The 21424-nt window shown below is 68.1% G+C and carries 20 protein-coding genes; 9 read left to right on the top strand and 11 right to left on the bottom strand.

What is annotated here, in order from left to right:
* Positions 1 to 29: 29 nt before the first annotated feature.
* The 7 genes from pedF (at position 30) to ACWPKK_RS20015 (ending at position 4804) form a co-directional block, all read left to right on the top strand.
* The gene (gene pedF, locus ACWPKK_RS19985; protein WP_452007555.1) at positions 30 to 458 is read left to right on the top strand and encodes a cytochrome c-550 PedF; all 429 of its coding nucleotides are present in this window, start codon (positions 30 to 32) and stop codon (positions 456 to 458) included.
* Between the two features lie 67 nt (positions 459 to 525).
* Entirely contained in the window at positions 526 to 1005 is a 480-nt protein-coding gene (locus ACWPKK_RS19990; protein WP_452007557.1) for a cache domain-containing protein, read from the top strand.
* Between the two features lie 136 nt (positions 1006 to 1141).
* Positions 1142 to 2137: an ABC transporter substrate-binding protein gene (locus ACWPKK_RS19995; protein WP_452007559.1), complete on the top strand. Its 996-nt coding sequence runs from the start codon at positions 1142 to 1144 to the stop codon at positions 2135 to 2137.
* Between the two features lie 18 nt (positions 2138 to 2155).
* On the top strand, positions 2156 to 2896 hold the full coding sequence (locus ACWPKK_RS20000) for an ABC transporter permease (RefSeq protein ID WP_452008236.1): 741 nt from the start codon (positions 2156 to 2158) through the stop codon (positions 2894 to 2896).
* Between the two features lie 25 nt (positions 2897 to 2921).
* The gene (locus tag ACWPKK_RS20005; RefSeq protein ID WP_452007561.1) at positions 2922 to 3608 is read left to right on the top strand and encodes an ABC transporter ATP-binding protein; all 687 of its coding nucleotides are present in this window, start codon (positions 2922 to 2924) and stop codon (positions 3606 to 3608) included.
* 163 nt (positions 3609 to 3771) lie between these two features.
* Positions 3772 to 4179, top strand: a complete 408-nt coding sequence (locus ACWPKK_RS20010) for a DUF2946 family protein (RefSeq protein ID WP_452008238.1) — start codon at positions 3772 to 3774, stop codon at positions 4177 to 4179.
* A 106-nt stretch (positions 4180 to 4285) separates the two neighbouring features.
* Positions 4286 to 4804 (top strand): copper chaperone PCu(A)C, encoded by a 519-nt coding sequence (locus ACWPKK_RS20015; RefSeq protein ID WP_452007563.1) that lies wholly within the window; start codon positions 4286 to 4288, stop codon positions 4802 to 4804.
* Positions 4805 to 4873: 69 nt separating this feature from the next.
* Here ACWPKK_RS20015 and ACWPKK_RS20020 read toward each other — a convergent pair whose 3' ends face one another.
* The 4 genes from ACWPKK_RS20020 to ACWPKK_RS20035 are packed head-to-tail and all read right to left on the bottom strand — an operon-like array spanning position 4874 to position 9438.
* Entirely contained in the window at positions 4874 to 5242 is a 369-nt protein-coding gene (locus ACWPKK_RS20020) for a response regulator (protein ID WP_452007565.1), read from the bottom strand.
* Entirely contained in the window at positions 5239 to 6681 is a 1443-nt protein-coding gene (locus ACWPKK_RS20025) for a sensor histidine kinase (RefSeq protein WP_452007567.1), read from the bottom strand. Before ACWPKK_RS20025 ends, ACWPKK_RS20020 begins: the two co-directional genes overlap by 4 nt.
* A gap of 47 nt (positions 6682 to 6728) precedes the next feature.
* Complete coding sequence (locus ACWPKK_RS20030) at positions 6729 to 7202, bottom strand: response regulator (RefSeq protein ID WP_452007569.1); 474 nt, start codon at positions 7200 to 7202, stop codon at positions 6729 to 6731.
* Between the two features lie 4 nt (positions 7203 to 7206).
* A complete protein-coding gene (locus ACWPKK_RS20035) occupies positions 7207 to 9438 on the bottom strand; it encodes an ATP-binding protein (protein ID WP_452007571.1) in 2232 nt (743 codons plus the stop codon).
* Between the two features lie 429 nt (positions 9439 to 9867).
* On the opposite strand from ACWPKK_RS20035, the gene ACWPKK_RS20040 reads away from it, so the two are divergent.
* Positions 9868 to 10842 carry an NAD(P)H-dependent flavin oxidoreductase gene (locus ACWPKK_RS20040; protein WP_452007573.1) on the top strand — a complete coding sequence of 325 codons (975 nt, stop codon included), beginning with the start codon at positions 9868 to 9870 and terminating at the stop codon, positions 10840 to 10842.
* A 4-nt stretch (positions 10843 to 10846) separates the two neighbouring features.
* Here ACWPKK_RS20040 and ACWPKK_RS20045 read toward each other — a convergent pair whose 3' ends face one another.
* Both ACWPKK_RS20045 and ACWPKK_RS20050 read right to left on the bottom strand, forming a co-directional pair.
* Complete coding sequence (locus tag ACWPKK_RS20045) at positions 10847 to 11023, bottom strand: small membrane protein YohP (protein WP_452007575.1); 177 nt, start codon at positions 11021 to 11023, stop codon at positions 10847 to 10849.
* Between the two features lie 73 nt (positions 11024 to 11096).
* A complete protein-coding gene (locus tag ACWPKK_RS20050) occupies positions 11097 to 11957 on the bottom strand; it encodes a DMT family transporter (protein WP_452007577.1) in 861 nt (286 codons plus the stop codon).
* A gap of 145 nt (positions 11958 to 12102) precedes the next feature.
* Here ACWPKK_RS20050 and ACWPKK_RS20055 point away from each other — a divergent pair, with 145 nt between their 5' ends.
* Positions 12103 to 13509 carry an aminotransferase-like domain-containing protein gene (locus tag ACWPKK_RS20055; RefSeq protein ID WP_452007579.1) on the top strand — a complete coding sequence of 469 codons (1407 nt, stop codon included), beginning with the start codon at positions 12103 to 12105 and terminating at the stop codon, positions 13507 to 13509.
* A 13-nt stretch (positions 13510 to 13522) separates the two neighbouring features.
* Here the strand turns inward: ACWPKK_RS20055 and ACWPKK_RS20060 are convergent, their stop codons facing one another.
* From ACWPKK_RS20060 to ACWPKK_RS20080, 5 genes are all read right to left on the bottom strand, one after another.
* Positions 13523 to 15214: an FAD-dependent oxidoreductase gene (locus tag ACWPKK_RS20060; RefSeq protein WP_452008241.1), complete on the bottom strand. Its 1692-nt coding sequence runs from the start codon at positions 15212 to 15214 to the stop codon at positions 13523 to 13525.
* A 216-nt stretch (positions 15215 to 15430) separates the two neighbouring features.
* Positions 15431 to 19033, bottom strand: coding sequence for a molybdopterin cofactor-binding domain-containing protein (locus tag ACWPKK_RS20065; protein WP_452007581.1), 3603 nt, complete (start codon positions 19031 to 19033; stop codon positions 15431 to 15433).
* Complete coding sequence (locus ACWPKK_RS20070; protein WP_452007583.1) at positions 18942 to 19514, bottom strand: (2Fe-2S)-binding protein; 573 nt, start codon at positions 19512 to 19514, stop codon at positions 18942 to 18944. The genes ACWPKK_RS20065 and ACWPKK_RS20070 overlap by 92 nt, the downstream gene beginning before the upstream one ends.
* An 82-nt stretch (positions 19515 to 19596) precedes the next feature.
* A complete protein-coding gene (locus ACWPKK_RS20075; RefSeq protein WP_452007585.1) occupies positions 19597 to 20079 on the bottom strand; it encodes a MarR family winged helix-turn-helix transcriptional regulator in 483 nt (160 codons plus the stop codon).
* A 107-nt stretch (positions 20080 to 20186) separates the two neighbouring features.
* The gene (locus ACWPKK_RS20080; protein ID WP_452007587.1) at positions 20187 to 21236 is read right to left on the bottom strand and encodes a 2,5-dihydroxypyridine 5,6-dioxygenase; all 1050 of its coding nucleotides are present in this window, start codon (positions 21234 to 21236) and stop codon (positions 20187 to 20189) included.
* Positions 21237 to 21424 lie beyond the last annotated feature (188 nt).

The following is a 21424-nucleotide window of genomic DNA, read 5'->3' on the forward strand; positions in this document are numbered from 1 at the left end:
CGGCGAGAAACAGAGGGAACGTCTTACTCATGAATGCACGGATTCTTCGAATTGTAGCCGCCGTTGGTCTGATCGGCGCCGTGGCTCTCCCCGGCCTTGTTTATGCCCATGGAGATGTCGTCCCGCAGGCGGTCGATACCACCGGGCTGGAGAAGCTGGGCGACAAGTGGCGCGACAGCAATCCCTACCGCAGCAACCAGCGCGCCATCGAGATCGGCTCCTCCGCCTTCAACCAGAATTGCGCGCGCTGCCATGGGCTGGGTGCGGTCTCCGGCGGCATCGCACCCGACCTGCGCTATCTCGAAAAGGGCGATGCCGGCGACGAGTGGTTCAAGGAGCGTGTGATCAACGGATCCATCCGCAACGGTGTCACCTATATGCCGGCCTTCGGCGAGGCACTGGGGCAGGAGGCGCTTTGGTCGATCCGCTCCTGGCTGGAAACCGTGCACGAGGAGTGATCCCCCGCCAGCTGTCACCAAGCACCGGCTTTCCGATCCCGTTTTACTTCCCTGAAGGTGGTCATCCATGATCCGCAGAACCATTCGCAGAACCGCTTCCCTGGTCGCCGTCGCCGCGGCCCTTCTGGGCGCGCCGGCCGCCACGTCGTTTGCCGCCGATCGCGCCACCCCCGAACAGGCCAAGTCGCTGGTCGCCGACGCCGTCGCCTATCTGAAGGCCAAGGGGCCGGAGGAAGCCACCAAGGCCTTCCAGGACCCGAAGGGCAGCTTCCGCCGTGGCGAGCTGTATGTCTTCGTTTTCGACGCCAACGGCCGTTACATTGCCTCCGGCGCCAACCCGCGCCTTGCCGGTTCCGAGGCCGCCGACCTGAAGGACGCCGAAGGCAAGCCCATCGTCCAGGCGATGATCACCGAGACCAAGGACAAGCCGAGCGCCGTCATCGACTATGTCTGGCTGAACCGCCAGACCAACAAGGTCGAGCACAAGCATTCCTACGTCACCCGCGACGGCAACTACATCGTCGGGGCGGGCACCTACGATCAGTGACGGTGCGGGGAGCGGGAAGGGGGGTGTCGGGGACCGGCACCTCCGCATACTCCGCCCCATCCTCCTATCGTTGAATATACGAACCATCCGCAATGCCCCTAGACTGAGGGTTCAACCAGACGCCGGGGATCGGACCATGTCGGCAGGCTGTACGAGACGGGCGACGCTGCTGGCCGCCGGCGCGCTTGCCGCATCGGCGGCGCTCCGGCCCTGCTTCGCCGCCGAGCGGCCGGTGGTCCGCGCCGGGGTACTGAAGTTCGGAACGGTCAGCTGGGAACTCGACACCGTCCGCGCCAACCGCTTCGACGAGCAGGCGGGAATCGACCTGCGGTTGGTGGAACTGGCGGGCAATCCGGCCACGCAGGTCGCGCTGCAGGCGGGCGGGGTGGAGGTCATCGTCTCCGACTGGCTGTGGGTGTCGCGGATGCGCACGAAGGGGGAGGCGGTGTCCTTCATCCCCTATTCGACTGCCGTCGGCGCGCTGGTGGTGCCGGCCGGCTCCGCAATCTCCGGAATCGCCGACCTGCGCGGCAAACGCGTCGGCGTCGCCGGCAGCCCGCTGGACAAGAGCTGGCTTCTGCTGAAGGCTTTGGCCGGCGACCGGCACGGCCTTGCGCTCGACCGCGACGCCCAGCCCTTCTACGGCGCGCCGCCACTGCTGAACAGCAAGATCGCCGACGGCGACCTTGATGCCGTGCTGACCTACTGGCCTTTCGCCGCCCGGCTGGAGGCGCGGGGCATGCGGGTGCTGGTCACGGTGTCGGACATGCTGACCGCATTGGGCCAGCCGGCGGACATCCCATCCATCGGCTATGTCTTCCGCGAGGAATGGGCGCGCGCCAACCCGGCCGCGCTGGCCGGCTTCCAGGCGGCCACCGGCAAGGCGAAGGCGCTGCTGGCGCAATCCGATGCCGCCTGGGACCGGCTGGCCCCGCTGATGCAGGCGGAGGACGACGCCACCTTCCGCACCCTGCGCGACCGCTACCGCGAGGGCATCCCCCGCCGCTGGACCGCGGAGGAACAGGCCGGCGCCGCACAGCTCTATGCGCTGCTGGCCCGGCTCGGCGGGCGGGAGTTGGTCGGCGATGCGGCGACGATCGCGCCCGGCACCTTCTGGACCGGCGGGGCATAGCCGGTGCGCCGCGCCCTGATGCCGCTGCTGTCCATCCTGCTGCTGCTGGCTTGCTGGCAGGCTGCGGCGATGCTGGTCGGCGGGCGCCTGCTGCCGGGACCGCTGCCGGTCGCCCAATCCCTGCTGCGCGAGGCGGAGAGCGGGGCGCTGTTCCACCATCTCGGCGCCACGCTGCTGCGGGTGCTGGGTGCCTTCGCGCTCGCCATGTCCATCGGCACCGGGCTGGGGGTTGCCATGGGCCGCTCCCTGTTCATTGACCGGCTGTTCGGGCCGTGGCTGGTCTTCTTTCTGAATTTGCCGGCGCTGGTGGTGATCGTGTTGGCCTATGTCTGGTTCGGCCTGACCGAGGCCGCGGCCATCGGTGCGGTGGCCGTCAACAAGATCCCCAACACGGTCGTCCTGGTGCGTGCCGGCGCGCGCGCCATCGACGAGGGGCTGATCGACATGGCCCATGTTTATCGGATGTCGCCTGCCGACCGGCTGCGCCATGTGCTGCTGCCGCAACTCACCCCCACCATCGCCGCTGCTGCGCGGTCCGGCCTGGCCCTGATCTGGAAGATCGTGCTGGTGGTCGAACTGCTGGGCCGCAGCGACGGTGTCGGATTCCAGATCAACCTCCTTTTCCAGACGTTCGATGTCGCAGGAATCCTGGCTTACACCGTCGCGTTCGTCGCCGTGGTCCAGCTTTTGGAATACGGCGTCCTCCAACCGGTCGAGCGGCGCTGCCAGCGCTGGCGGCGCTTGCCCGCTGAAGCTTGAAATCCGCTCCAAGCGCTTCGGCGCGGTGGAGGCCGTGCGCGGCCTCAGCCTGTCCGCGGCGGCGGGGGAGGTCGTGGCCCTGGTCGGCCCCAGCGGCTGCGGCAAGACGACGGCGCTCGGCATCGTCGCCGGGTTGGACCGCGCCTTCGAAGGGGAGGTCACCATCGGCGCGCGGCCCGACGGCGAACCGGCGCGGCTCGGTTACGTGTTCCAGGAACCGCGGCTGCTGCCCTGGCGCAGCGTGCGGCAGAATCTGGCCCTGGTCCTGCCCAGGGCGCAACGCAAGGGGCCGGCGGTCGGCGCCATGCTGGACGCGCTGGAGCTGACGCCCTTCGCCGACCGCTTCCCAACCCAGCTGTCGCTGGGCATGGCGCGGCGGGTGGCGCTGGCCCGTGCCTTCGTGGTGGAACCGGACCTGCTGCTGATGGATGAGCCCTTCGTTTCGCTGGACGAGCCGACGGCGCTCCGGCTGCGCGCGCTGCTGGCGGAATTGCTTGACCGGCGGCCGACCACCGTCCTGCTGGTGACACACAATCTGCGCGAGGCGCTGGCGCTCGCCGATCGGCTGCTGCTGCTGGCGCCCTCGCCGGGGCGGGTGGTGGCCGAGGTGCCGGTGTCCATCCCCCGCGCCGCCCGCGACGATGCCACCATCGAAGCGTTGCGCCGCGACCTGCTGTCCCGCCCGGAACCGGCCTTCCGCCTGCTGGCGTGAGTGCTGCCGATTTTCGATGCATTTGCCCCTCGTCCGGTCGGACCGGCTGCGTTATGGTGCTGTCGTGCCGGCTTGGTCCGGCGGTGTCGAAGGGCGGCGGAGCCGGATGGCGTTCGGTCGGTGGACAGTGCGACAGGTGCGGAGGCTTGGCCTGTTGGCCGGGATGGCGGCGCTGTTGCTTCAGGTCATCGCCTGGGGCTGGATGCCCGTCGCGACCGCCGTCGCCCGTACCGGAGAAACGACCTCCCTGCAAATCTGTTCGGCCGGCGGCTTCGCGACGATCGACGTCGATCCTGCGGAATTCGGACCGGGGAACTACGGCATCGCCTTGATCGGTGCGGATCACGACCCCGGTGAAAGCCACGGCGGCACCTCAGACCCGACACCCTTCGGCAGCGGCCATTGTCCGCTTTGTCCATTGATTGCCGGGCTTGCCTTGCCTCCGCCGCCGTTGACGGTGCAGCCGGCCATGGCCGTCGCCAGCGACAGCCGCCTGCTGCCGGGCGAGCGCATCGCCGCGGGCTGGTTCCTGTCGACGCTCCAGGCCCGCGGGCCTCCGTCGCGCGCCTGACCTTTCTCTTCAGCCATTCAATTCGCTGCGCATCGCGTGCCCGATCTCGAAGAGGGATCCTGCCGGCCGCATGCCATGCCCACATCCTGTTCAGGAGCACAAGTCAATGAAGCGCATTCTCGGCATCGCCACCGCTCTCGCTCTGTTCGGCGCCGGTGCCGCTCTGGCCCATAGCTACAAGGCCGGTCCGATCGACATCGGCCATCCCTGGGCCCGCGCCACCGCGCCGTCGGCGCCCAACGGCGGCGCCTATCTGTCGCTGACCAACACCGGCGCGGCGGAAGACCGGCTGGTCGCCGCCTCCACACCCGCCGCCGAAAAGGCGGAACTGCACACCCATCTGAATGAGAACGGGGTGATGAAGATGCGCGAGGTGCCCTTCATCGCCGTCGCCCCGGGAGAGTCGGTGAAGCTGGCGCCGGGCGGGCTGCACGTCATGCTGCTCGGCCTCAAGCAGCCGCTCGTGAAGGGCGAGCGCGTGCCGCTGACCCTGCGTTTCGAGAAGGCCGGCACCGTCGAGGTCGAACTCGCTGTCGAGGCCGCCGGCCAGAGCGGTTCCGACCACGGCCATAACCACATGGGCGCCGCGGCCGGCGCCGCGCATGGCCAGCCTCAGAAGCAGTGACTCAAAAAAAGCCCGCCGGCAGGGTATCCCCTGTCGGCGGGCTTCTTGAAATGGCCCTGTGGCGGCCGGTCAGCGCGGACGGTGACGGGCCAGCGCGTCGGTGATGTCCACGTCGCGGAAGGGCTTGCCGATCACCGGACGCGTACGGTGGGCGTCGGGCAGCCCCTCCGCCCCATGGCCGGTGGTGAAGATGAAGGGGATGCCGGCCGCAGCCAATCGGTCGGCCACCGCATCCACCCGCTCGCCGCGCAGGTTCACGTCGAGCAGCGCGATGTCGAAGCCGCCCGCCTCGATCATTCCCAGCGCCGCCGCCACCGAGCCGGCCGGGCCGAGGCAGGTAACGCCCTGGTCGAGCAGGGCATCCTCCAAGCTCATGGCGATCAGCGGCTCGTCTTCGACGATCAGCACGGTCAGGTCGGAAATGTTCGCGTCGGTCACTGCGGGCTCACTCGCGACGACAGGGGAATCACCAGCCGGCATCGCACGCCTGCGGGGTCGAAAGCAAGAGCAACATCGCCCTCCAACTCATGCGCAAGGCCGCGTTCGATCAGGCGCGATCCGAAGCCGCGGCGGGTCGGCGTCACCACCGGCGGCCCGCCGCTCTCGCGCCAGCGCAGCACCAGCGCGCCCGCGTGGCCGTCCTTGCCGGCGCGCACCGGCGGCTGGGCCGGCTTCGCGATCTCCCAATCCAGCTCCACCCGCCCGTTCTCCGCGGACAGGGCGCCATATTTGGCGGCATTGGTGGCAAGCTCGTGGAAGGCGAGGTGAAGGGACACCGCGACCCCGGTCGTAAGGTTGACCGGCGGCCCGCCGACCGTGACCCGGCCGGCATGGACATGGGGTTCCAGCGTCAGCGCAGCGATCTCGCTCAGCGAGGCGCCCTGCCATTGGCGGCGGGTCAACAGGTCGTGCGCCTGGGCCAGCGCGCGCAGACGGGATTGGAAGGCATCCGGGAAGGCTTCCACCGACGGGGCGGCGCGCAAGGTCTGCTTGGCGATGGACTGCACCATCGCCAGCGTGTTCTTCACCCGGTGGTTCAGCTCTTCCAGCAGGAGAAGCTGCCGTTCCTCCGCCTTCTTGCGGTCGGTGATGTTCAGCGAGACGCCGGCCAGTCCGGTCGGCGTGCCGTCCCGGTCGTAAACGGCGCGGCCGCGCACCTGCACCCAATGGACGCTGCCGTCGGGCCAGATGGTGCGGTACTCCATGTCCAGCGGGGAGCCGCTGTTCACCGCCTGCTGGACCATCGCCTGCTGATAGTCGCGGTCCTCCGGATGGACATGCGCCAGCAGCTGGTCATAGCTGGTGAGCTTATCCGGGTCTGACAGGCCCAGGTTGGCGGCGCAGATCGAGGACACGCGCAGCCGGTTGTCCGCCAGCGTCAATTCCCACGAGCCGAGCCGCCCGGCCTCAAGCGCGAAGCGCAGCCGCGCCTCGCTCTCCGCCAAGGCTTGGCGCTTGTCGGCCAGTTCGTTGCGGTCGCGCGCCTCCACCAGGGCGCGGCGCACCACCACCTGCAGGCGCTCCATCCGCAGCTTGACCACATAGTCGGTGGCGCCCTTCTTCAGCGCCTCGATGGCGTTCTCTTCGCCGAGCATGCCGGACACGAAGATGAAGGGCACCCGCGGCAGCCGCTCCCGCGCGATGGCCAGCGCCGACATGCCGTCGAAGTCGGGCAGGTCGAAGTCCGACAGGATCAGGTCGTACGGGCCGCCATTTGCGACCGCGTCGATGAAGGATTGCCGGGTGTCGACGCGCTGGATGTCGAAATCATGGTCGTCGATCATCAGCAGGTGCTCGCGCACCAGATCGGCGTCCATGCCGTTGTCCTCCAGCAGCAGGACGCGGCAGGGAATCAGCAGTCCCCGACCGGCGGGCATGCCGTCCGATGCGAGGGTCCCTGCGGGCGGGTCGAGCAGTCTGGTCATCAGGTGCCGCGCGGACGTCGGGGATGGCAGCCGGGCGGCGGCTCGTTCAGGATCGCCCAGAAGCTGCCGATGTCGCGGATGGCGTCGAAGAACTCCTTGAAGCCGACCGGCTTGACGACGAAGGCGTTCACCCCCAGCCGGTAGCTGCGGACCAGATCCTGCTCCTCCTTGGAAGAGGTCAGCATGACCACGGGGATGGCGCGGGTGCTGTCGTTGGCCTTGATCCGCTGCAGCACCTCGATCCCGTCCACCTTCGGCAGCTTGATGTCGAGGATGATGACGGCCGGATATTTCGGGTCGGTCGGCTTGGACACCGCCTGACCATCCTCGTGGAACAGGTAGGACAGCGCTTCCGCCCCGTCGCGGGCAACGACGATGTCGTTGGCGAGTTGGGCCTCCTCGAAGGCCTCCAGCGTCAGCTCCAGGTCCTTCGGGTTGTCCTCGACCAGCAGGATCGGTTTCAGCGTGGCCATCGGGCTACCTCGATTCTGCGGCTGCGGACCGCGGCAGAGAGAAATGGAAGGTTGCACCTTGGTCAAGCTTGCCTTCCGCCCACACCCGGCCGCCGTGGCGTTCCACGATGCGACGGACATTGGCGAGGCCGATGCCGATGCCCTCGAACTCTTCCTCGCGGTGCAGGCGCTGGAAAACGCCGAAGAGTTTACCGGCATATGCCATATCGAATCCACGGCCATTATCGCGCACATAGAACTCATGCGCCTCGGGCGTGCTGCGGCAGCCGATCTCGATCTCCGGTTCGGCGCGGTCGCGGGAATATTTGATGGCGTTGGACAGCAAATTCTGCACCACCAGCCGCAGCATGGTCGGATCGCCGGTGACGCTGGGCAGCGGATGCACCGTCCAATGGACGTTGCGCCCCCGCAGGTCGGGCTCCAGCAGGTTGCGGACCTCCTCCACCAGCCGGGCTACGTCGACCTCCACCCGCGCCAGCGTGGCGCGGCCGAGCTGCGAGAAGTGCAGAAGCCCGTCGACCAGCGTGCCTGCCGAACTCGCCGCCTCGATGATGCTGTCCAGATAGTGGCGCTCCCGATCGCTCAGCTTGTCGGCGGCGCGGGAGCGCAGAAGCTCGGCATAGCTGGAGACGTGGCGGAAGGGGGCCCGCAGGTCGTGCGAGACGGAGTAGGAGAAGGCGGCAAGCTCGCCGTTGCTTCGGCGAAGCTCCTCGTTCAGCGCGGCCATTTCCTCGGCCTTGCGCAGCACGATGCTGACGATGGCGTTGCGGAAGTCTCCGGCGGCTTCGATCTCGCCATGGCTCCAAGGCAGGGACTGGCCGCGCACCGTCTCCTTCCAGGTCTCGAAGGAGTTGCGCGGCGATAGCCTGCCGCTGTCGTCGACGGGCTTGTTGGGATCGCCGGCCCATTCGATGGAGCGCACGATCTCCGGCCGGAACCACAGGACGTAGCTGGGATGCAGCTGCGAGATGGAGATCGCCAGCAGCCCGCTGGCGCTGGCGTCCATCCCGGCGGCGGCCTGCATCTCCACGGGCAGCTGGTGGCTGGCGAACAGATCCTTGATGCCCTGACCGGCCAGTTCCGCGGCGATGGCCTCCACCACCGCCTGCGGCGGGGTGTGGCCGATCAGGCGGCAATCGCCGTCGAACAGGATGGCGGCGCCGTCGGCATTCACCAGCGACAGCAGATCCTCGCCATCCTCCGCCAGCCCGTCGATGAAGTGGTCCGCCGCGGCCATGTGGGCGAGCAGCCGGGCCTGGATGCTCTTGGAACGGATGCGGTGATCGGCATCCTCCGCCCGCTCCAGCGCGATCATCTGGCTGGACAGCACCTGTCCCAGCAGGTCGCAGGCGGTGCGGATGGCGAAGGACACCTGCCGCGGTTCGGCATGATGGCAGGAAATCAGGCCCCACAGCCGTTCCCCGTCCATGACGGAGATCGACATCGAAGCCGGCGTGCCCATGTTGCGCATGTATTCCAGATGCACGGGCGACACGCTGCGCAGAACGGAGAAGCTGAGGTCGAGAGGCTCCGGTTCCCTCTCCGCCGCCTCATCAACCGCCAGGATGCGAACCGGCCGATAGCGGGCATCGGCGATCAGCCGCAGGCGGTTCAGCGCGTAGAGGCGGCGCGCCTGCTCCGGAATGTCGGAGGCGGGAAAGCGCAGGCCACGGTAGGAGGGCAGGCGGCCGTTGCCGTCCTCGGCGATGACGGTGCCGTTCCACTGTTCGCCGAACCGATAGATCAGGACACGGTCGAAGCCGGTCAGCGACCGCACCTCCTCCGCCGTGCAGGTCAGCAGCGTCTCGAAATCATGGGACGCCTGCATCCGCCGGATGCCTTCGCGCATCTGCGGGTAGAGCGCCTCCAGCGTGCCGACGCCGGTGGCTTCGAGGTCCTCCAACTCCAGGATCACCAGCCCGCCGGACCGGTGGGCGATGGCCTGATGGTCGCTTCCGCCGCGCAGGTGCAGGATGTCGAGCTGCACCGGTTCGGCCGGGGCGCTACGCAGCCGGCGGACGAGCGACGCCATGCCGTCGGCGTCGATCAGCCGATCGACAGGCTGGCCGAAGGCCTCGGCGAGGGGGCGGTTGAGCACGGCGCCGGCTTCCGCACTTGCCCGGACCAGGCGCAGGCCGTCGGGTTCCAGCGCCAGGAGATGGCCGTGCGGCTGGATGCTGCCGGGAATGTGAATCGGTTCGCGCGCGCAGGCGTCGAGGTCAAAGCTGCCCGCCATGGTCTGGGGCCACGGTTCCGGTCCGGTTGCAGGCGTCACGATCGTCCTTTGCTCGTCTCGGTCACAGTCCGGCAGGTCCGCTTGACTCAGGCCCTCGTCACCAGAGTCTGCCGGATTCCCGTCGAGATTTCGACGGCAGTCTGAACAGTCCACGATGCAAAACCCCGCTCCGACCGCATGCGTCGCGTTGCGGCGACCGGCACGGCAGGATATTCATCAGACCCTATACTTTCATTATCATAGGTCAAGTTTTCGACCTGTTCCCAGAATTTTGTCTGTTCTACGCTTTAATCATAGATCGAAGATCATATACCGTTTCGTCTTATGGATCAGCTTATAAGTTCGGGTACTCCCGTTGCGCCGGATGGCAAGCCGGGAGCGGTGGAAAAGCGGCCACGACAAGGCTGGTGAAGGGGAGGGATTGACGGCATGAAGACCGAGGTGACGCACCTGCTGGGCATCGATTTTCCGATCGTCCAGGGGGGGATGCAGTGGGTCGGGCTGGCGGAATTGGCATCGGCGGTGTCCAACGCTGGCGGGCTCGGCATCCTGACCGCGCTGACCCAACCGACGCCGGAGGATCTGGCGCGGGAGATCCAGCGCTGCCGCGGCATGACCGACCGACCCTTCGGCGTCAACCTGACCATGCTGCCGGCGGTGACGCCGCCGCCCTACGAGCGCTATCTGGACGTCATCATCGACAGCGGCATCACCATCGTCGAGACCGCCGGCAACAGCCCGCGCGCCTTCGTCGAGCGCATGAAGGCGCACGGCATCCGCATCCTGCACAAATGCACCAGCGTCCGCCATGCGCTGAGCGCCGAGCGGGCCGGGGTGGACGTCATCAGCATCGATGGCTTCGAATGCGCCGGCCATCCAGGGGAGGACGACATTCCAGGCCTGGTCCTGATCCCGGCGGCGGTCCGGGCGCTGAAGATCCCCGTCATCGCCTCCGGCGGCATCGGGGACGGCCGCGGCATGGCGGCGGCGCTGGCGCTCGGCGCTCAGGGCGTCAATATGGGTACCCGCTTCCTCTGCACGCGGGAGGCGCCGGTGCATGACGCCGTCAAGCAGGCGCTGGTCGCGGCCGGCGAGCGCGACACCAACCTGATCCTGCGCAGCCTGCGCAACACCGCGCGCGTCTTCAAGAATGCCGTGTCGGACGAGGTGGTTGCGTTGGAACGCCGTCCCGGCGGCGCCGGTTTTGACGAGGTCCGCCCCCTCGTCGCCGGCCAGCGCGGCCGGGCGGCTTTGGAGTCCGGCGACGTCCAGGCCGGGGTGGTGTCGGCCGGCATGGTCATCGGCCTGATCGATGACATCCCGACCTGCGACGAACTGATCCGCCGCATGGTCGCGGAGTGCCGGACCCACCTGCGCCGGGCGCTGGCGATGGCAGAGGAGTAGGCGGTCAGAAGATCAGCTTCAGGATGCCGGTGACGACCAGCAAGCCGATGATGAAGATGATCAGGATGGCCCAGCCGAGGATCTTGAGCATGGTGACGGTCCCTGTATGGCTTCGTTCATCGCGTGGCGCCTCCGCTCTGCGGTGACGCCACGCCCATGCTTGGATCAACCCGCCAGCCACGCTTCGGTTCCCGTGGGAGGCGTGTGCCTACGGTCGATGACCCGCCGCGATAGGTGGCCGGGCTCCTCGTCGCTCACGCGAATTTCCTGGCGCCCGCGACGCACAGCACCACCAGTCCGGTCACCGCGACCATGCTCCAGGCGACCGGCTCGTGCAGCAGCAGCCCCGCCAGCGCGAGACCGAGGAGGGGCTGAAGCAACTGCAATTGCCCCACACCGGCGATGCCGCCGAGCGCCAGACCGCGATACCAGAAGACGAACCCCACCAGCATGCTGAAGACTGAGACGTAACCAAGCCCGATCCAGGCCGGCGCACCGACACCGGCCCAGTCGTCCGGCATCGTCAGGACCGCGGCCACCGCCATCGCCGGCGATGCCAGCACGAGCGCCCAGGAAATGACCTGCCAGCCGCCCAGCCGCCGGGACAGGACCGCGCCCTCGGCATAGCCGAGCCCGCAGAGCAGAATCGCCGCGACCATCAGCAGGCCGCCCGCAAGCGACGCGCCGCCACCCTGGGCCAGGGCGAAACCGGCGACGGCGAAGCCCCCGAGGGTCGAGAACAGCCAGAAGGCGGGTTTCGGCCGTTCCCTCGACCGCAGCACGCCGAACAAGGCGGTGGCGAGCGGCAGCAGCCCGATGAACACGATCGACTGCGCCGAGGTGATCTGTTGAAGCGCCAGCGCCGTCAGCAGGGGAAAGCCGACGACGACCCCGAGCGCCACGACGGCCAGCGGGCGCAGGTCGCTGCGGGCCGGCCGCGTCTGCCGCAGGATCGACAGCAGGGCGGCTGCCAGCAAGGCGGCGATCACCGCCCGTGCCGAGGTCAGGAACAGCGGCGGGAAGCCGGCGACCGCGACACGCGTTGCCGGCAGCGAACCGCTGAAGATGACCACGCCGAGCATCCCGCTGCCCCATCCCGCCGAAGCCCACCGCATCCTGCCCCCCGATCCACTCCGTTCGCAGCGATGCTAGCGTCATGCCCCCTGGCGAAGACAGCGACAGTCCCATACAATTCTACCAAACTGTATTGGCTACGGAAGCCATACACATGGGGACGGCGCCTATGGCGGTGGTTGCACGATGAACAGCCGGACCGGCACGCGGAGCGGCACTCGGACTGGCGAGGTGATGGATGCGATCCGCCGCAGGATGGCGAGCCGTACGCTGTCGCCGGGTGAGAAGCTGCCTTCGATCCGCGGCTTCGCCGCCACCATGGGCGTGTCGCCGTCGACGGTGGTGGAGGCTTACGACCGGCTCGCCGCCGAAGGCGTGATCCGCTCGCGCCCCGGTTCGGGATTCTACGTGTCCGGCGCCTTGCCGCCGCTCGCCCTGGCCGAGGTCGAACCCCGGCTCGACCGGACCATCGACCCGTTCTGGGTGTCGCGCCAGTCGCTCGATGCGGCGGCAGGGGTCCCGAAGCCGGGATGCGGCTGGCTGCCGGCCGACTGGATGCCGAACGCCGCGATCCGCCGGGCGATACGCCGTCTCGCGACTGCCGACGATGCCGTGCTGGCGGACTATAGCGGCACGCGCGGATCGCTGTCCCTGCGCCGTCTGCTCGCCCGCCAGTTCGCGGACGAAGGGATATCGGCGGGCGCCGATCAAATCCTTCTGACCGGCTCCGGAACCCAGGCCATCGACCTGATCTGCCGGTTTCTGCTGCGCCCCGGCGACGCGGTGCTCGTCGACGACCCCTGCTACTTCAATTTCCAGGCGCTGCTTCGCGCCCATCAGGCCCGGATCGTCGGTGTTCCCTATACGAGGAATGGACCCGATGTGGCCCTGTTCACCGAAGCCCTGACGGCGCACCGGCCAAGGCTCTACATCACCAACTCGGCGCTCCACAACCCGACCGGCGCGACGATGTCGCCGCAAACCGCACACAAGCTGCTCGGCGCCGCCGCCGCTCACGATCTCACCATCGTCGAGGACGATATCTTCGCCGGCTTCGAGCATGAGCCGTCGCCGCGGCTGGCCGTCCTCGACGGGTTCGCGCAGGTCATCCGCATCGGCAGCTTTTCCAAGACGCTGTCCGCCTCGATCCGCTGCGGCTACATCGCGGCCCGGCCGGATTGGGTGGAGGCGCTGGTCGATCTGCAGGTTGCGACGAGTTTCGGCGGTCCCAGTCCCGTTGCCGCCGAACTCGTCCTGGCAACCTTGAGCGACGGCAGCTATCGCAAGCATCTCGACGCGCTTCGCCGGCGGCTGTCGCGGACCCGCCGCGAGGTTGCGGCCAGACTGGACGCGCTCGGCCTGCGGCCATGGCTGATGCCGCGCGGCGGATTCTATCTCTGGTGCAGCCTTCCCGACGGCCGGAACGCCGCCGACGTCGCCCGGGCGGCCTTGCGCGAGACCGTGGTTCTCGCCCCCGGAGACGTGTTCAGCGTGTCCCGGTCGGCTTCGGCGTTTCTGCGCTTCAACGTCGCCCAGATGGAGGATCCGCGGGTGTTCGACGTGCTGGCGCGTGCGATGGCGGCAGGAGAGTAGACGTCGGGCTTGTCTATCGTTTCAGCGCCTCGGCTTCCGCCACCCGAGACAGGACGCCGTGGATTTGCGCGACCACGGCGGCGCCTTCCCCCACCGCGGCGGCCACCCGCTTGGTCGAGCCGGCCCGGACATCGCCGATGGCGAACAGGCCGGGGCAACTCGTCTCCAGCGGAAGGCGCCGAGCCCCATCCGGCTTCGTAGCGTCGCCGGTCAGTACGAATCCTTTCGCATCCAGGGCGACGCGCCCCTCCAGCCATGCTGTGTTCGGGTCCGCTCCGATGAACAGAAACAGATGGCGCGCGGCCAACTGGCGATCCACGCCGGTCGCCCGGTGCCGAAGCGTGACGGCGGAGAGCCCGGCCGAGGCATCGCCCTCCAGCTTGACGATCTCGCTGCCGGTATGCAGCTCCACATTCGGCAAGGCCATGATCCGGTCGATCAGATAGCGCGACATAGACGCTTCAAGACCGCCGCCCCGTATGACGAGATGGAGCGTCTCGACGAATGGCGCGAGGAAGACCACCGCCTGCCCGGCGGAGTTTCCGCCCCCCATCAGCACCACTTCCTGCCCGCGGCACAGCTTCGCTTCGATGGGGGACGCCCAAAAGGACAGGCCCGCGCCCTTGAACGCCTCCAGATCCGGAATGTCCGGCCGCCGGTATCGTGCCCCCGAGGCGATCACCACCGTCCGAGCCTGCATGATGGTCTCCTGTTCGGCGGTTCCGCCACCGACATGGATGCGGAATGGCCCGCCTTCGGCAGGCTCGATAGCGCCCACCTGAACCGGGATGGCGATCTCGGCGCCGAACTTCTGCGCCTGATTGAAGGCCCTGCCGGCAAGAGCCTGGCCGGAGATGCCGGTCGGAAAGCCCAAATAGTTCTCGATGCGAGCGGAGGCTCCCGCCTGCCCACCGATGGCCCGGCCGTCGAGCACCAGGACGGACAAGCCCTCAGAAGCGGCATAGACCGCGCCGGCCAGCCCGGCGGGACCGGCCCCGACCACAGCCACGTCATACACCCGTTCCGGATCGAGAACGGGCGTCAGGCCCAGCGCGGCACCGGCCTGGGCATTGCTCGGCCGGCGCAGGATCATGCCGTCGGGGCAGATCATCAGCGGCATGTCATCGTCGGCGATTCCCGCCCGGTCCAGCAGGTCGCGCGCCTCGACATCCTGCCCGGGATCGAGGACGGAGCAGGGATGCCCGTTGCGGAGCAGGAAGTTCTGAAGCTCGACCGTTTCGGGGGCGTTGTGACGCCCGACCAGCACCGAACCGGCATCGGCCGTCTCCAACAGACCGACCCGCCGCAGGATCAGGGCGCGCAGAACGATTTCGCCGATATCCGCCGATCCGACCAGCAGCGCACGCAGATGGGCGGCATCGCAGGGGAAGGCTTCGCACCCGTCCGGACCGGCCGTCCCCATGGCCAGCGACGGACGGCCGCCGAGCTGGCTGATTTCCCCGGTGAACTGGCCGGGTTCAATCGTCGCGATCAAGCCCTGGTGCCCAAGCCCGTTGCGATGCATGACCTCGATGTCGCCTCGCAGGACGAACCATGCCGGAGGGTGGCGGTCACCGACATTGAACACTGCTTCACCGGGGCTGAAACGTCTCGGGCTGGAGCCCGCGAACCGGCGGACGGTTTCGAGCTGTCCGGCATTCAGCGTCGGCAGCATCTGGTGTTTACGCGTATCGATCAGGCTCATGGCATCCTCGCGGCCGATCCGGAGATAGGCCGCACCGCGACAGCGCCACTGCGCCACAAAGCCGGCCATGGACAGACTCTATGGCGCGCCGAGCGTCCCGCACACTATACGGGGGTTTGGGTAAAGCACGCCGAACCGCCATCTCGGCGGATGCCGCAGGATCATGGGCGCCTGGACTTTGCGCCATCACGGTATGCGACATCGCATGCGCCCGCGTCAGTGCGTTCCAGGATTGGCCCTCGCCCTCGCCACCACGGTCGCAATGTCCGTCCAGGCCGGCTTGTCCGGAGCGAAGCGGCCGCGCAGATACGCCATCAGATCGGCAACCTGTTTGTCGGACAGGCTGTCGCGGAAGGCCGGCATATAGCCGAGGTCGCGGGTCGCCGGGTTCTGGATGCCGTGCAGAATGACGCGGGCGAGATTGTCGGGGCTGTCGCTGTGGACGTTGCTGTTCACCGCCATCGACGGGCTGACGCCGAACAGCGTCGGTCCGTTGCCGTCGCTGTGGCAGGCTTGGCAGGCGCCGTTGAAGATGCGCTCTCCATTGGCAGAGTTGACGGGGGCCGGGGTGAGTGCCGGCGTTTCCACGGCATCGCCGCCCACATCGCTGCCGAGCGAGGCGAGATAGACCGCCATCGCCCGCACATCCGCTTCGGGGACGGTGGACAGCTCATGCACCACCGCGGCCATCGGGCCGGCGGCGACGCCGTGGCGCTGGGAGAAGCCGGTACGCAGGTAGGTGAACAGGTCATCCTCCGTCCAGGGCTTCGGCGCCTTGGACAGCGCGGTCAGGGCCGGCGCTTCCCAGCCATCGACGGTGCCGCCGGCCAGGAAGGCCGCGCCCAGCTTCTCCGCCCCCAAGGCATTGCGAGGGCTGTGGCAGGCGGCGCAATGGCCGAGGCCGTTGACCAGATAGTTGCCGCGGTTCCACTCAGCAGTCTTCTGCGGGTCCGGCTTGTAGGTCTCGCGGTTGAGAAACAGCGTGTTCCACCCCGCCATCATCGGGCGCAGGTTGAAGGGGAAGCGCATGGTGTTGGCGGGTGTTTCGCTGCGCACCGGCTGCTGCGTCATCATGTAGGCGTAGAGCGCCTGCATGTCGTCGTCGGTCATGTTGCGGAAGGCGGTGTAGGGGAAGGCCGGGTAGAGATGCCGGCCGTCGCGGCTGATCCCCTCGCGCATCGCCCGGTCGAAGGCGGCGAAGGACCAGCGCCCGATCCCGTTGTCAGGATCCGGCGTGATGTTGGTGCTGTAGACGGTGCCGAACGGCGTCTCGAACGGCCGGCCGCCGGCATTGGTCGCACCGTTCTCCACCGTGTGGCAGACCGCGCAGTCGCCGAGCGCCGCCAACTGCCGCCCGCGTTCGATGGTAGCGTTTGACCACAGCCCGGCCGACGGCGGCGACACCGGGGCGATTTCGGCGCGGAAGGGCAGGGCGCTGCTCGCCATGCCGATTATCACACCGCATAAGCCGGTCAGCGATGCGCCGAGCCACGCCTTCCAGCCGCGCTTGCGCGGCTTGGCCGCTTCGGGCGGGACCGGTTCGGACGGGCCGTTCAGCGCCTCGCGCACCCGCTCCGCCGTGATCGGCAATTCGCGGAAGCGGATGCCGGTGGCATCGAAGATGGCGTTGGCGATGGCCGCCGCGCTGGGGACGGAGGCGGATTCGCCCGATCCCAGCGGCGGCTCGTTCTCGCGCGGCATCATCAGCACGTCGATGTCCGGCACCTCGGGGAAGGTCATGATCGGGTAGCCGCCCCATTCCTTGGCGGCGACCACCGAGTCCTCGAACTCGACCTGTTCCTTCAGCACGCGGCTGGTCGATTGGATGACGTTGCCGTGGATCTGGTGGCGCACGCCGTCGGGGTTGATCATCTGCCCGGCGTCGTGACCGACGACCACGCGGGTCACCGCAATCTCGCCGGTCTTGCGGTCCACCGCCACATCCGCCACCCAGGCCGCCCAGGCGGCGCCGAAGCCGGGGAACTTGCTGTGGATGTAGCGGGCATAGGCGAAGCCGCGGCCACGCAGCACGTCGCCTTCCGGCGGTGTCTGCTGCGGGGCGGTGCGCGGCTGCCAGCCGGCGCGGCCGGCGACGGCGCGGATCAGGTCGGCGGCGCGTTCGTCCTCGCGCAGGTGGCGCAGGCGGAACTCCACCGGATCGACCCCGGCGGCGAAGGCCAGCTCATCGATGTAGCTGTCATGGGCGAAGCTGTTGGGCATCGCCGATACGCCGCGCATCCAGGAGGCGCGGACGATGGGGGCCATGTCGTTGATGACCACCCGCATGTTCTCGTAATCATAGGGCGGGATGGAGGTGCGGTCGCCCATCTCGAACACGGCGGCCACCGGATCGACCCGCCCGGTCAGCAGCAGCGCCAGAGTCGGCGCGCCGTTCGACGGATAGCTGGTGGCGAAGTCGTAGGCGACAATGGCGCCGTCGGCGCTGATGCCGCCATCGACCTCCATCAGCTGGGCGGTGCCCTTCGGCTCCCACAGATGCTCCTGCTCGCGGGTCAGCTGGACGCGCACCGGCCGGCCGACCGCCTGCGACAGCAGCAGCGCATCCGCCGCCACGTCGTCGGCGCAGTTGCGGCCATAGCAGCCGGCCGCCTCCATCCGCACCACGTCGATCCGCTCCTCCGGCCATTCCAGCAGCCAGGCGAGGTCGGCGCGCAGCAGATGCGGATTCTGGGTGCCGGACCAGACCGTCGCGTGATCCGCCTTGCAGTCGGCCACAGCGCAGGACGGCCCGATGGAGCCGTGCATCTGATAGGGCCAGACATAGGTGCGCGTCATCCGCTGGTCGGCGGCGGCAAGCGCGGCATCGACGTCGCCCTTGTCCAGCACCTTGCGCGGCGTGCTGGGATTCTCGCGCAGCGCCTGGGCGAGGTTCGACAGGTCGGGCAGCTTGCGGGTCCAGGGCCTCCAGGTGATCTTCAGCTCGCGCGTGGCCTTGATCGCCTGCTCCTCCCGCTCCGCCACCACGCCGACGAAGTCGCGCAGCACCACCACCTTGATGACGCCGGGGATGTGGGCGATGGAGGATTCGTCGATGCTCTCCAGGCTGTTGCCGACGAACTCGCCGCTGTCGATGCCGGCATAGGGCGGTCGGACCACCCGGCCATGCAGCATGCCCGGCAGCCGCAGGTCATGCACGTACGAGAATTCGCCGGTCGCCTTGGCCGGGATGTCGACGCGCGGCGCACCCTTGCCGACCAGCTTGTACTGCTCGCGTGCCTTCAGCGGGGCGTTGCCGCTGATGCGCAACTCCACCCGCTCGCCCCGAACCAGTTCGCCGTAGGAGATGCGGCGGTTGCCGATTCCACCGTTTTCCGGGGCGATCACCACGCCTTCTTCGACGCGCAACTCTCCCGCCGGCACGCCAAACAGGGCAGCGGCGCGGTCCAGCAGGTGGCGGCGCGCCTCCGCGGCGGCATTGCGCAAGGGGACCGCCGAAATCTGGATGGTGGCACTGGCGATGGTGGCGCCCTGGTTGGGCGTGCGGCCGGTGTCGCCCAGCACCATGCTCAGCTGATCCATCCGCAGATCCAGCTCCTCCGCGACGATCTGGGTCAGCGCCGTCTGGATGCCGGTGCCGAGATCGACATGGCCGTTGAAGGCGAAGACCTGCCCGTCGTCGCGCACCGCCAGGAACAGCGCCGTTTCCGGCGGCTTCGGCGTCGCGGTGGCACCCTTGGCGACCGGGCCGGAGGGTGGCTGGATCTCGTCAACGATCAGCAGGACGCCGGTCGCCGCCATCAGCTCCGCACGCGTCGGCGTCGGCTGGGACTGCAATTCGGGCGTTGGGTTGATCGTCATGATGTGCTCCGGGGGAGGAGAGAAGCCGCGCGGCCCGCATGACGGCGCGCAGGATTTCGACATGGGTGCCGCAGCGGCACAGGTTGCCGGACAGGGCGCGGCGCACCTCGTCCATGGTCGGGTTCCGGTTGCGGTCGAGCAGGGCCTTGGCGGTCATGATCATGCCGTTCATGCAATAGCCGCACTGGGCGGCCTGCTCGTCGATGAAGGCCTGCTGGACCGGGTGCGGGGCGGCGCTGCTGCCCAGCCCTTCCAGCGTCACCACCTCGCGCCCCTCCGCTCCCGCCAGCGGGATCACGCAGGAGCGCGCGGCGACGCCGTCGAGGATGACGGTGCAGGCCCCGCATTCGCCGAGCCCGCAGCCGTATTTCGGCCCGTTCAGGGCCAGATCGTTGCGCAGGATGTAGAGCAGCGGCGTGTCGGCCATCGCCGTCACCGAGACGGCGCGGCCATTCACCCGCAGCGCGATGGTCTTTTCCATAAAGCGTCCGTCCGGTGCGATAGGTCCCGCATCCCCGCGGCATCTGCGGGTCGGGATGGCGCGTCGGCCATCCAGCGGTGGGTTACTCCTCCCCGTCCTGCGCGATCATCTTCTGCAGGACATGGGTGACCGCTAGCCGTTCCGCCGGGTTCAGCTGTCCCATGGTCAACTCGCTGATCCGCTTGGCGCAGGGGACCATGTCCTCCAGCAGCTGCCGCCCCTCGTCTGTCAGGCAGTTGATGACCTTGCGCCGGTCCTGCGCATCGGAGGTCTGGCGGATCAGCCCGCGCGCCTTCAGCCGGTCGACGATGCCGCGGATCGTCGCCTGATCGATGGCAGTGGACTTCACCAGCTCGATCAGCGAACTCGGCCCATTGTCGCGGATGGCGCAGAGCGTGACGAACTGCACCGAGGTCAGCTGCGGATCGCAGGCGTTGCGCTGGAAGATGGCGAGGTGCCGCTGATAGGCCCGCCGCAGCAGATGGCCGATCTGGTCGGAGAAGACGTAATCCGCCTCTCCGGGGCCAGCTTTGTGACCGTCTTCGGGCAGCAGGTCTTGGGACATCGGGGACAACATGCGGTGGACCGGGTGTGTGGCGAACGATAGCAGCGGCGGCGGGGGCAGGGAAGGGCGGTGGGCTTTCGGCCTCCTGCCACCCTTCAAGCCGGAGATCATGCCCTGGAGGCCTCCGGCGCCACCACGTCGCCGGCCAGCACCACCGGTTCGCCGTCCAGCAGGATGTCGCAGCCGCGCAAGGGGATGTCCATGTGGCAGGGGGTCTTGCGGCTGCCGCCGACCTCGGTGTTCGGGCCGGTGGAGAACAGGAAGTTGCCGTAGAAGGCGCGGGCGTCCATGCACATGCCGTCGTTCTTGTCGTGCAGGCCCATCGCCGTCCATTGCGCCCGCGGCTGCAGGCCCCAGCCGATGTGGGAGATGCCGTAGACCTCCGGATCCTTGAAATAGGCCATGTAGTCGCGCAGGTATTCCGCCTCGAACCCGCCATGGATGCGGCGGATGAAGCCCTCCTCGATCTCCAGCGTCACCTTCTCCCGCACATAGGTCTTGAAGGGCAGCAGGATGTCGCCGAAGTCGAGCACCAGCGTGCCTTCCGCGCTGCCCTCGTCCGGCCAGGAGAACAGGAAACCGCTCGGCCAATGATCCCAGCGGCCAGGCTCGTCGGCGAAGCCGTACTCCGTCACCGTCGGATACTGGCCGAGCGTCGCGCGGAAATCGCTGCCGGCCTTGGAGGTCACGGCAATGGAGCGGGCGCGTTTCAGCCGTTCCGCCGCGGCGTTGACGCGAATCTTGTCCTCCTCCGTCGGCATGATGCGGGCCAGCACCTCCGGCGGCTCGACCGCCAGCAGGATGCGGGTGCCGGTCTTCAGGATCTGCTCCTGCTCCGGCGAATGCAGAAGCATCATGGTGTCGACGATCAGGTCGGCCGCCTCCAGCGCGCGCTGGGCGGCGATGTTGCCGGTCAGGGGCGTGTCGCCGCAATAGGCGGTCATGTCCATGCCCATGGCGCGCGGGTGGTTGAAGGCCGGCAGTTCGACGCCGTAGACGTTCGCCCCCAGGCGCTGGGCCGCGTCCATCGCCGCACGCACGATGCGCGGGTTGGAATAGTCGCTTTTCAACACAGCGACGCTCTGGGTCTTGTCCACCTTGGACAGGGTCAGAACCCGTTCGAACATCTGCGTCAGTTCGCGATCGCTCACCGGCATCTCATCTCTCCCAACCTTGGTGGCCGCAGCCGCTGAAAACGCGATCCGGGCCGTGTTTCCGGGTGGACATCCGCTGTCATCGCAGCGGGCTGACCAGGACATATAGAGCGTATAAGCTTAATTCGACCATGAACAGTGTGGGGGTAAGCCCTTCGCTGTTGCTGTGCCGATATGAGTGTTAAATAGGC

The organism is Azospirillum largimobile (assembly GCF_977007025.2).

Excerpts from the sequence above, each read along its gene's own strand:
- ACWPKK_RS20015 (WP_452007563.1), top strand. The coding sequence starts at position 4,286 with ATGAAGCGCATTCTCGGCATCGCCACCGCTCTCGCTCTGTTCGGCGCC.
- ACWPKK_RS20065 (WP_452007581.1), bottom strand. The coding sequence starts at position 19,033 with ATGACGATCAACCCAACGCCCGAATTGCAGTCCCAGCCGACGCCGACG.
- ACWPKK_RS20055 (WP_452007579.1), top strand. The coding sequence starts at position 12,103 with ATGAACAGCCGGACCGGCACGCGGAGCGGCACTCGGACTGGCGAGGTG.
- pedF (WP_452007555.1), top strand. The coding sequence starts at position 30 with ATGAATGCACGGATTCTTCGAATTGTAGCCGCCGTTGGTCTGATCGGC.
- ACWPKK_RS20060 (WP_452008241.1), bottom strand. The coding sequence starts at position 15,214 with ATGAGCCTGATCGATACGCGTAAACACCAGATGCTGCCGACGCTGAAT.
- ACWPKK_RS19990 (WP_452007557.1), top strand. The coding sequence starts at position 526 with ATGATCCGCAGAACCATTCGCAGAACCGCTTCCCTGGTCGCCGTCGCC.
- ACWPKK_RS19995 (WP_452007559.1), top strand. The coding sequence starts at position 1,142 with ATGTCGGCAGGCTGTACGAGACGGGCGACGCTGCTGGCCGCCGGCGCG.
- ACWPKK_RS20035 (WP_452007571.1), bottom strand. The coding sequence starts at position 9,438 with ATGGCGGGCAGCTTTGACCTCGACGCCTGCGCGCGCGAACCGATTCAC.
- ACWPKK_RS20030 (WP_452007569.1), bottom strand. The coding sequence starts at position 7,202 with ATGGCCACGCTGAAACCGATCCTGCTGGTCGAGGACAACCCGAAGGAC.
- ACWPKK_RS20010 (WP_452008238.1), top strand. The coding sequence starts at position 3,772 with ATGGCGGCGCTGTTGCTTCAGGTCATCGCCTGGGGCTGGATGCCCGTC.
- ACWPKK_RS20070 (WP_452007583.1), bottom strand. The coding sequence starts at position 19,514 with ATGGAAAAGACCATCGCGCTGCGGGTGAATGGCCGCGCCGTCTCGGTG.
- ACWPKK_RS20025 (WP_452007567.1), bottom strand. The coding sequence starts at position 6,681 with ATGCCCGCCGGTCGGGGACTGCTGATTCCCTGCCGCGTCCTGCTGCTG.
- ACWPKK_RS20050 (WP_452007577.1), bottom strand. The coding sequence starts at position 11,957 with ATGCGGTGGGCTTCGGCGGGATGGGGCAGCGGGATGCTCGGCGTGGTC.
- ACWPKK_RS20040 (WP_452007573.1), top strand. The coding sequence starts at position 9,868 with ATGAAGACCGAGGTGACGCACCTGCTGGGCATCGATTTTCCGATCGTC.
- ACWPKK_RS20075 (WP_452007585.1), bottom strand. The coding sequence starts at position 20,079 with ATGTCCCAAGACCTGCTGCCCGAAGACGGTCACAAAGCTGGCCCCGGA.
- ACWPKK_RS20080 (WP_452007587.1), bottom strand. The coding sequence starts at position 21,236 with ATGCCGGTGAGCGATCGCGAACTGACGCAGATGTTCGAACGGGTTCTG.
- ACWPKK_RS20000 (WP_452008236.1), top strand. The coding sequence starts at position 2,156 with ATGCCGCTGCTGTCCATCCTGCTGCTGCTGGCTTGCTGGCAGGCTGCG.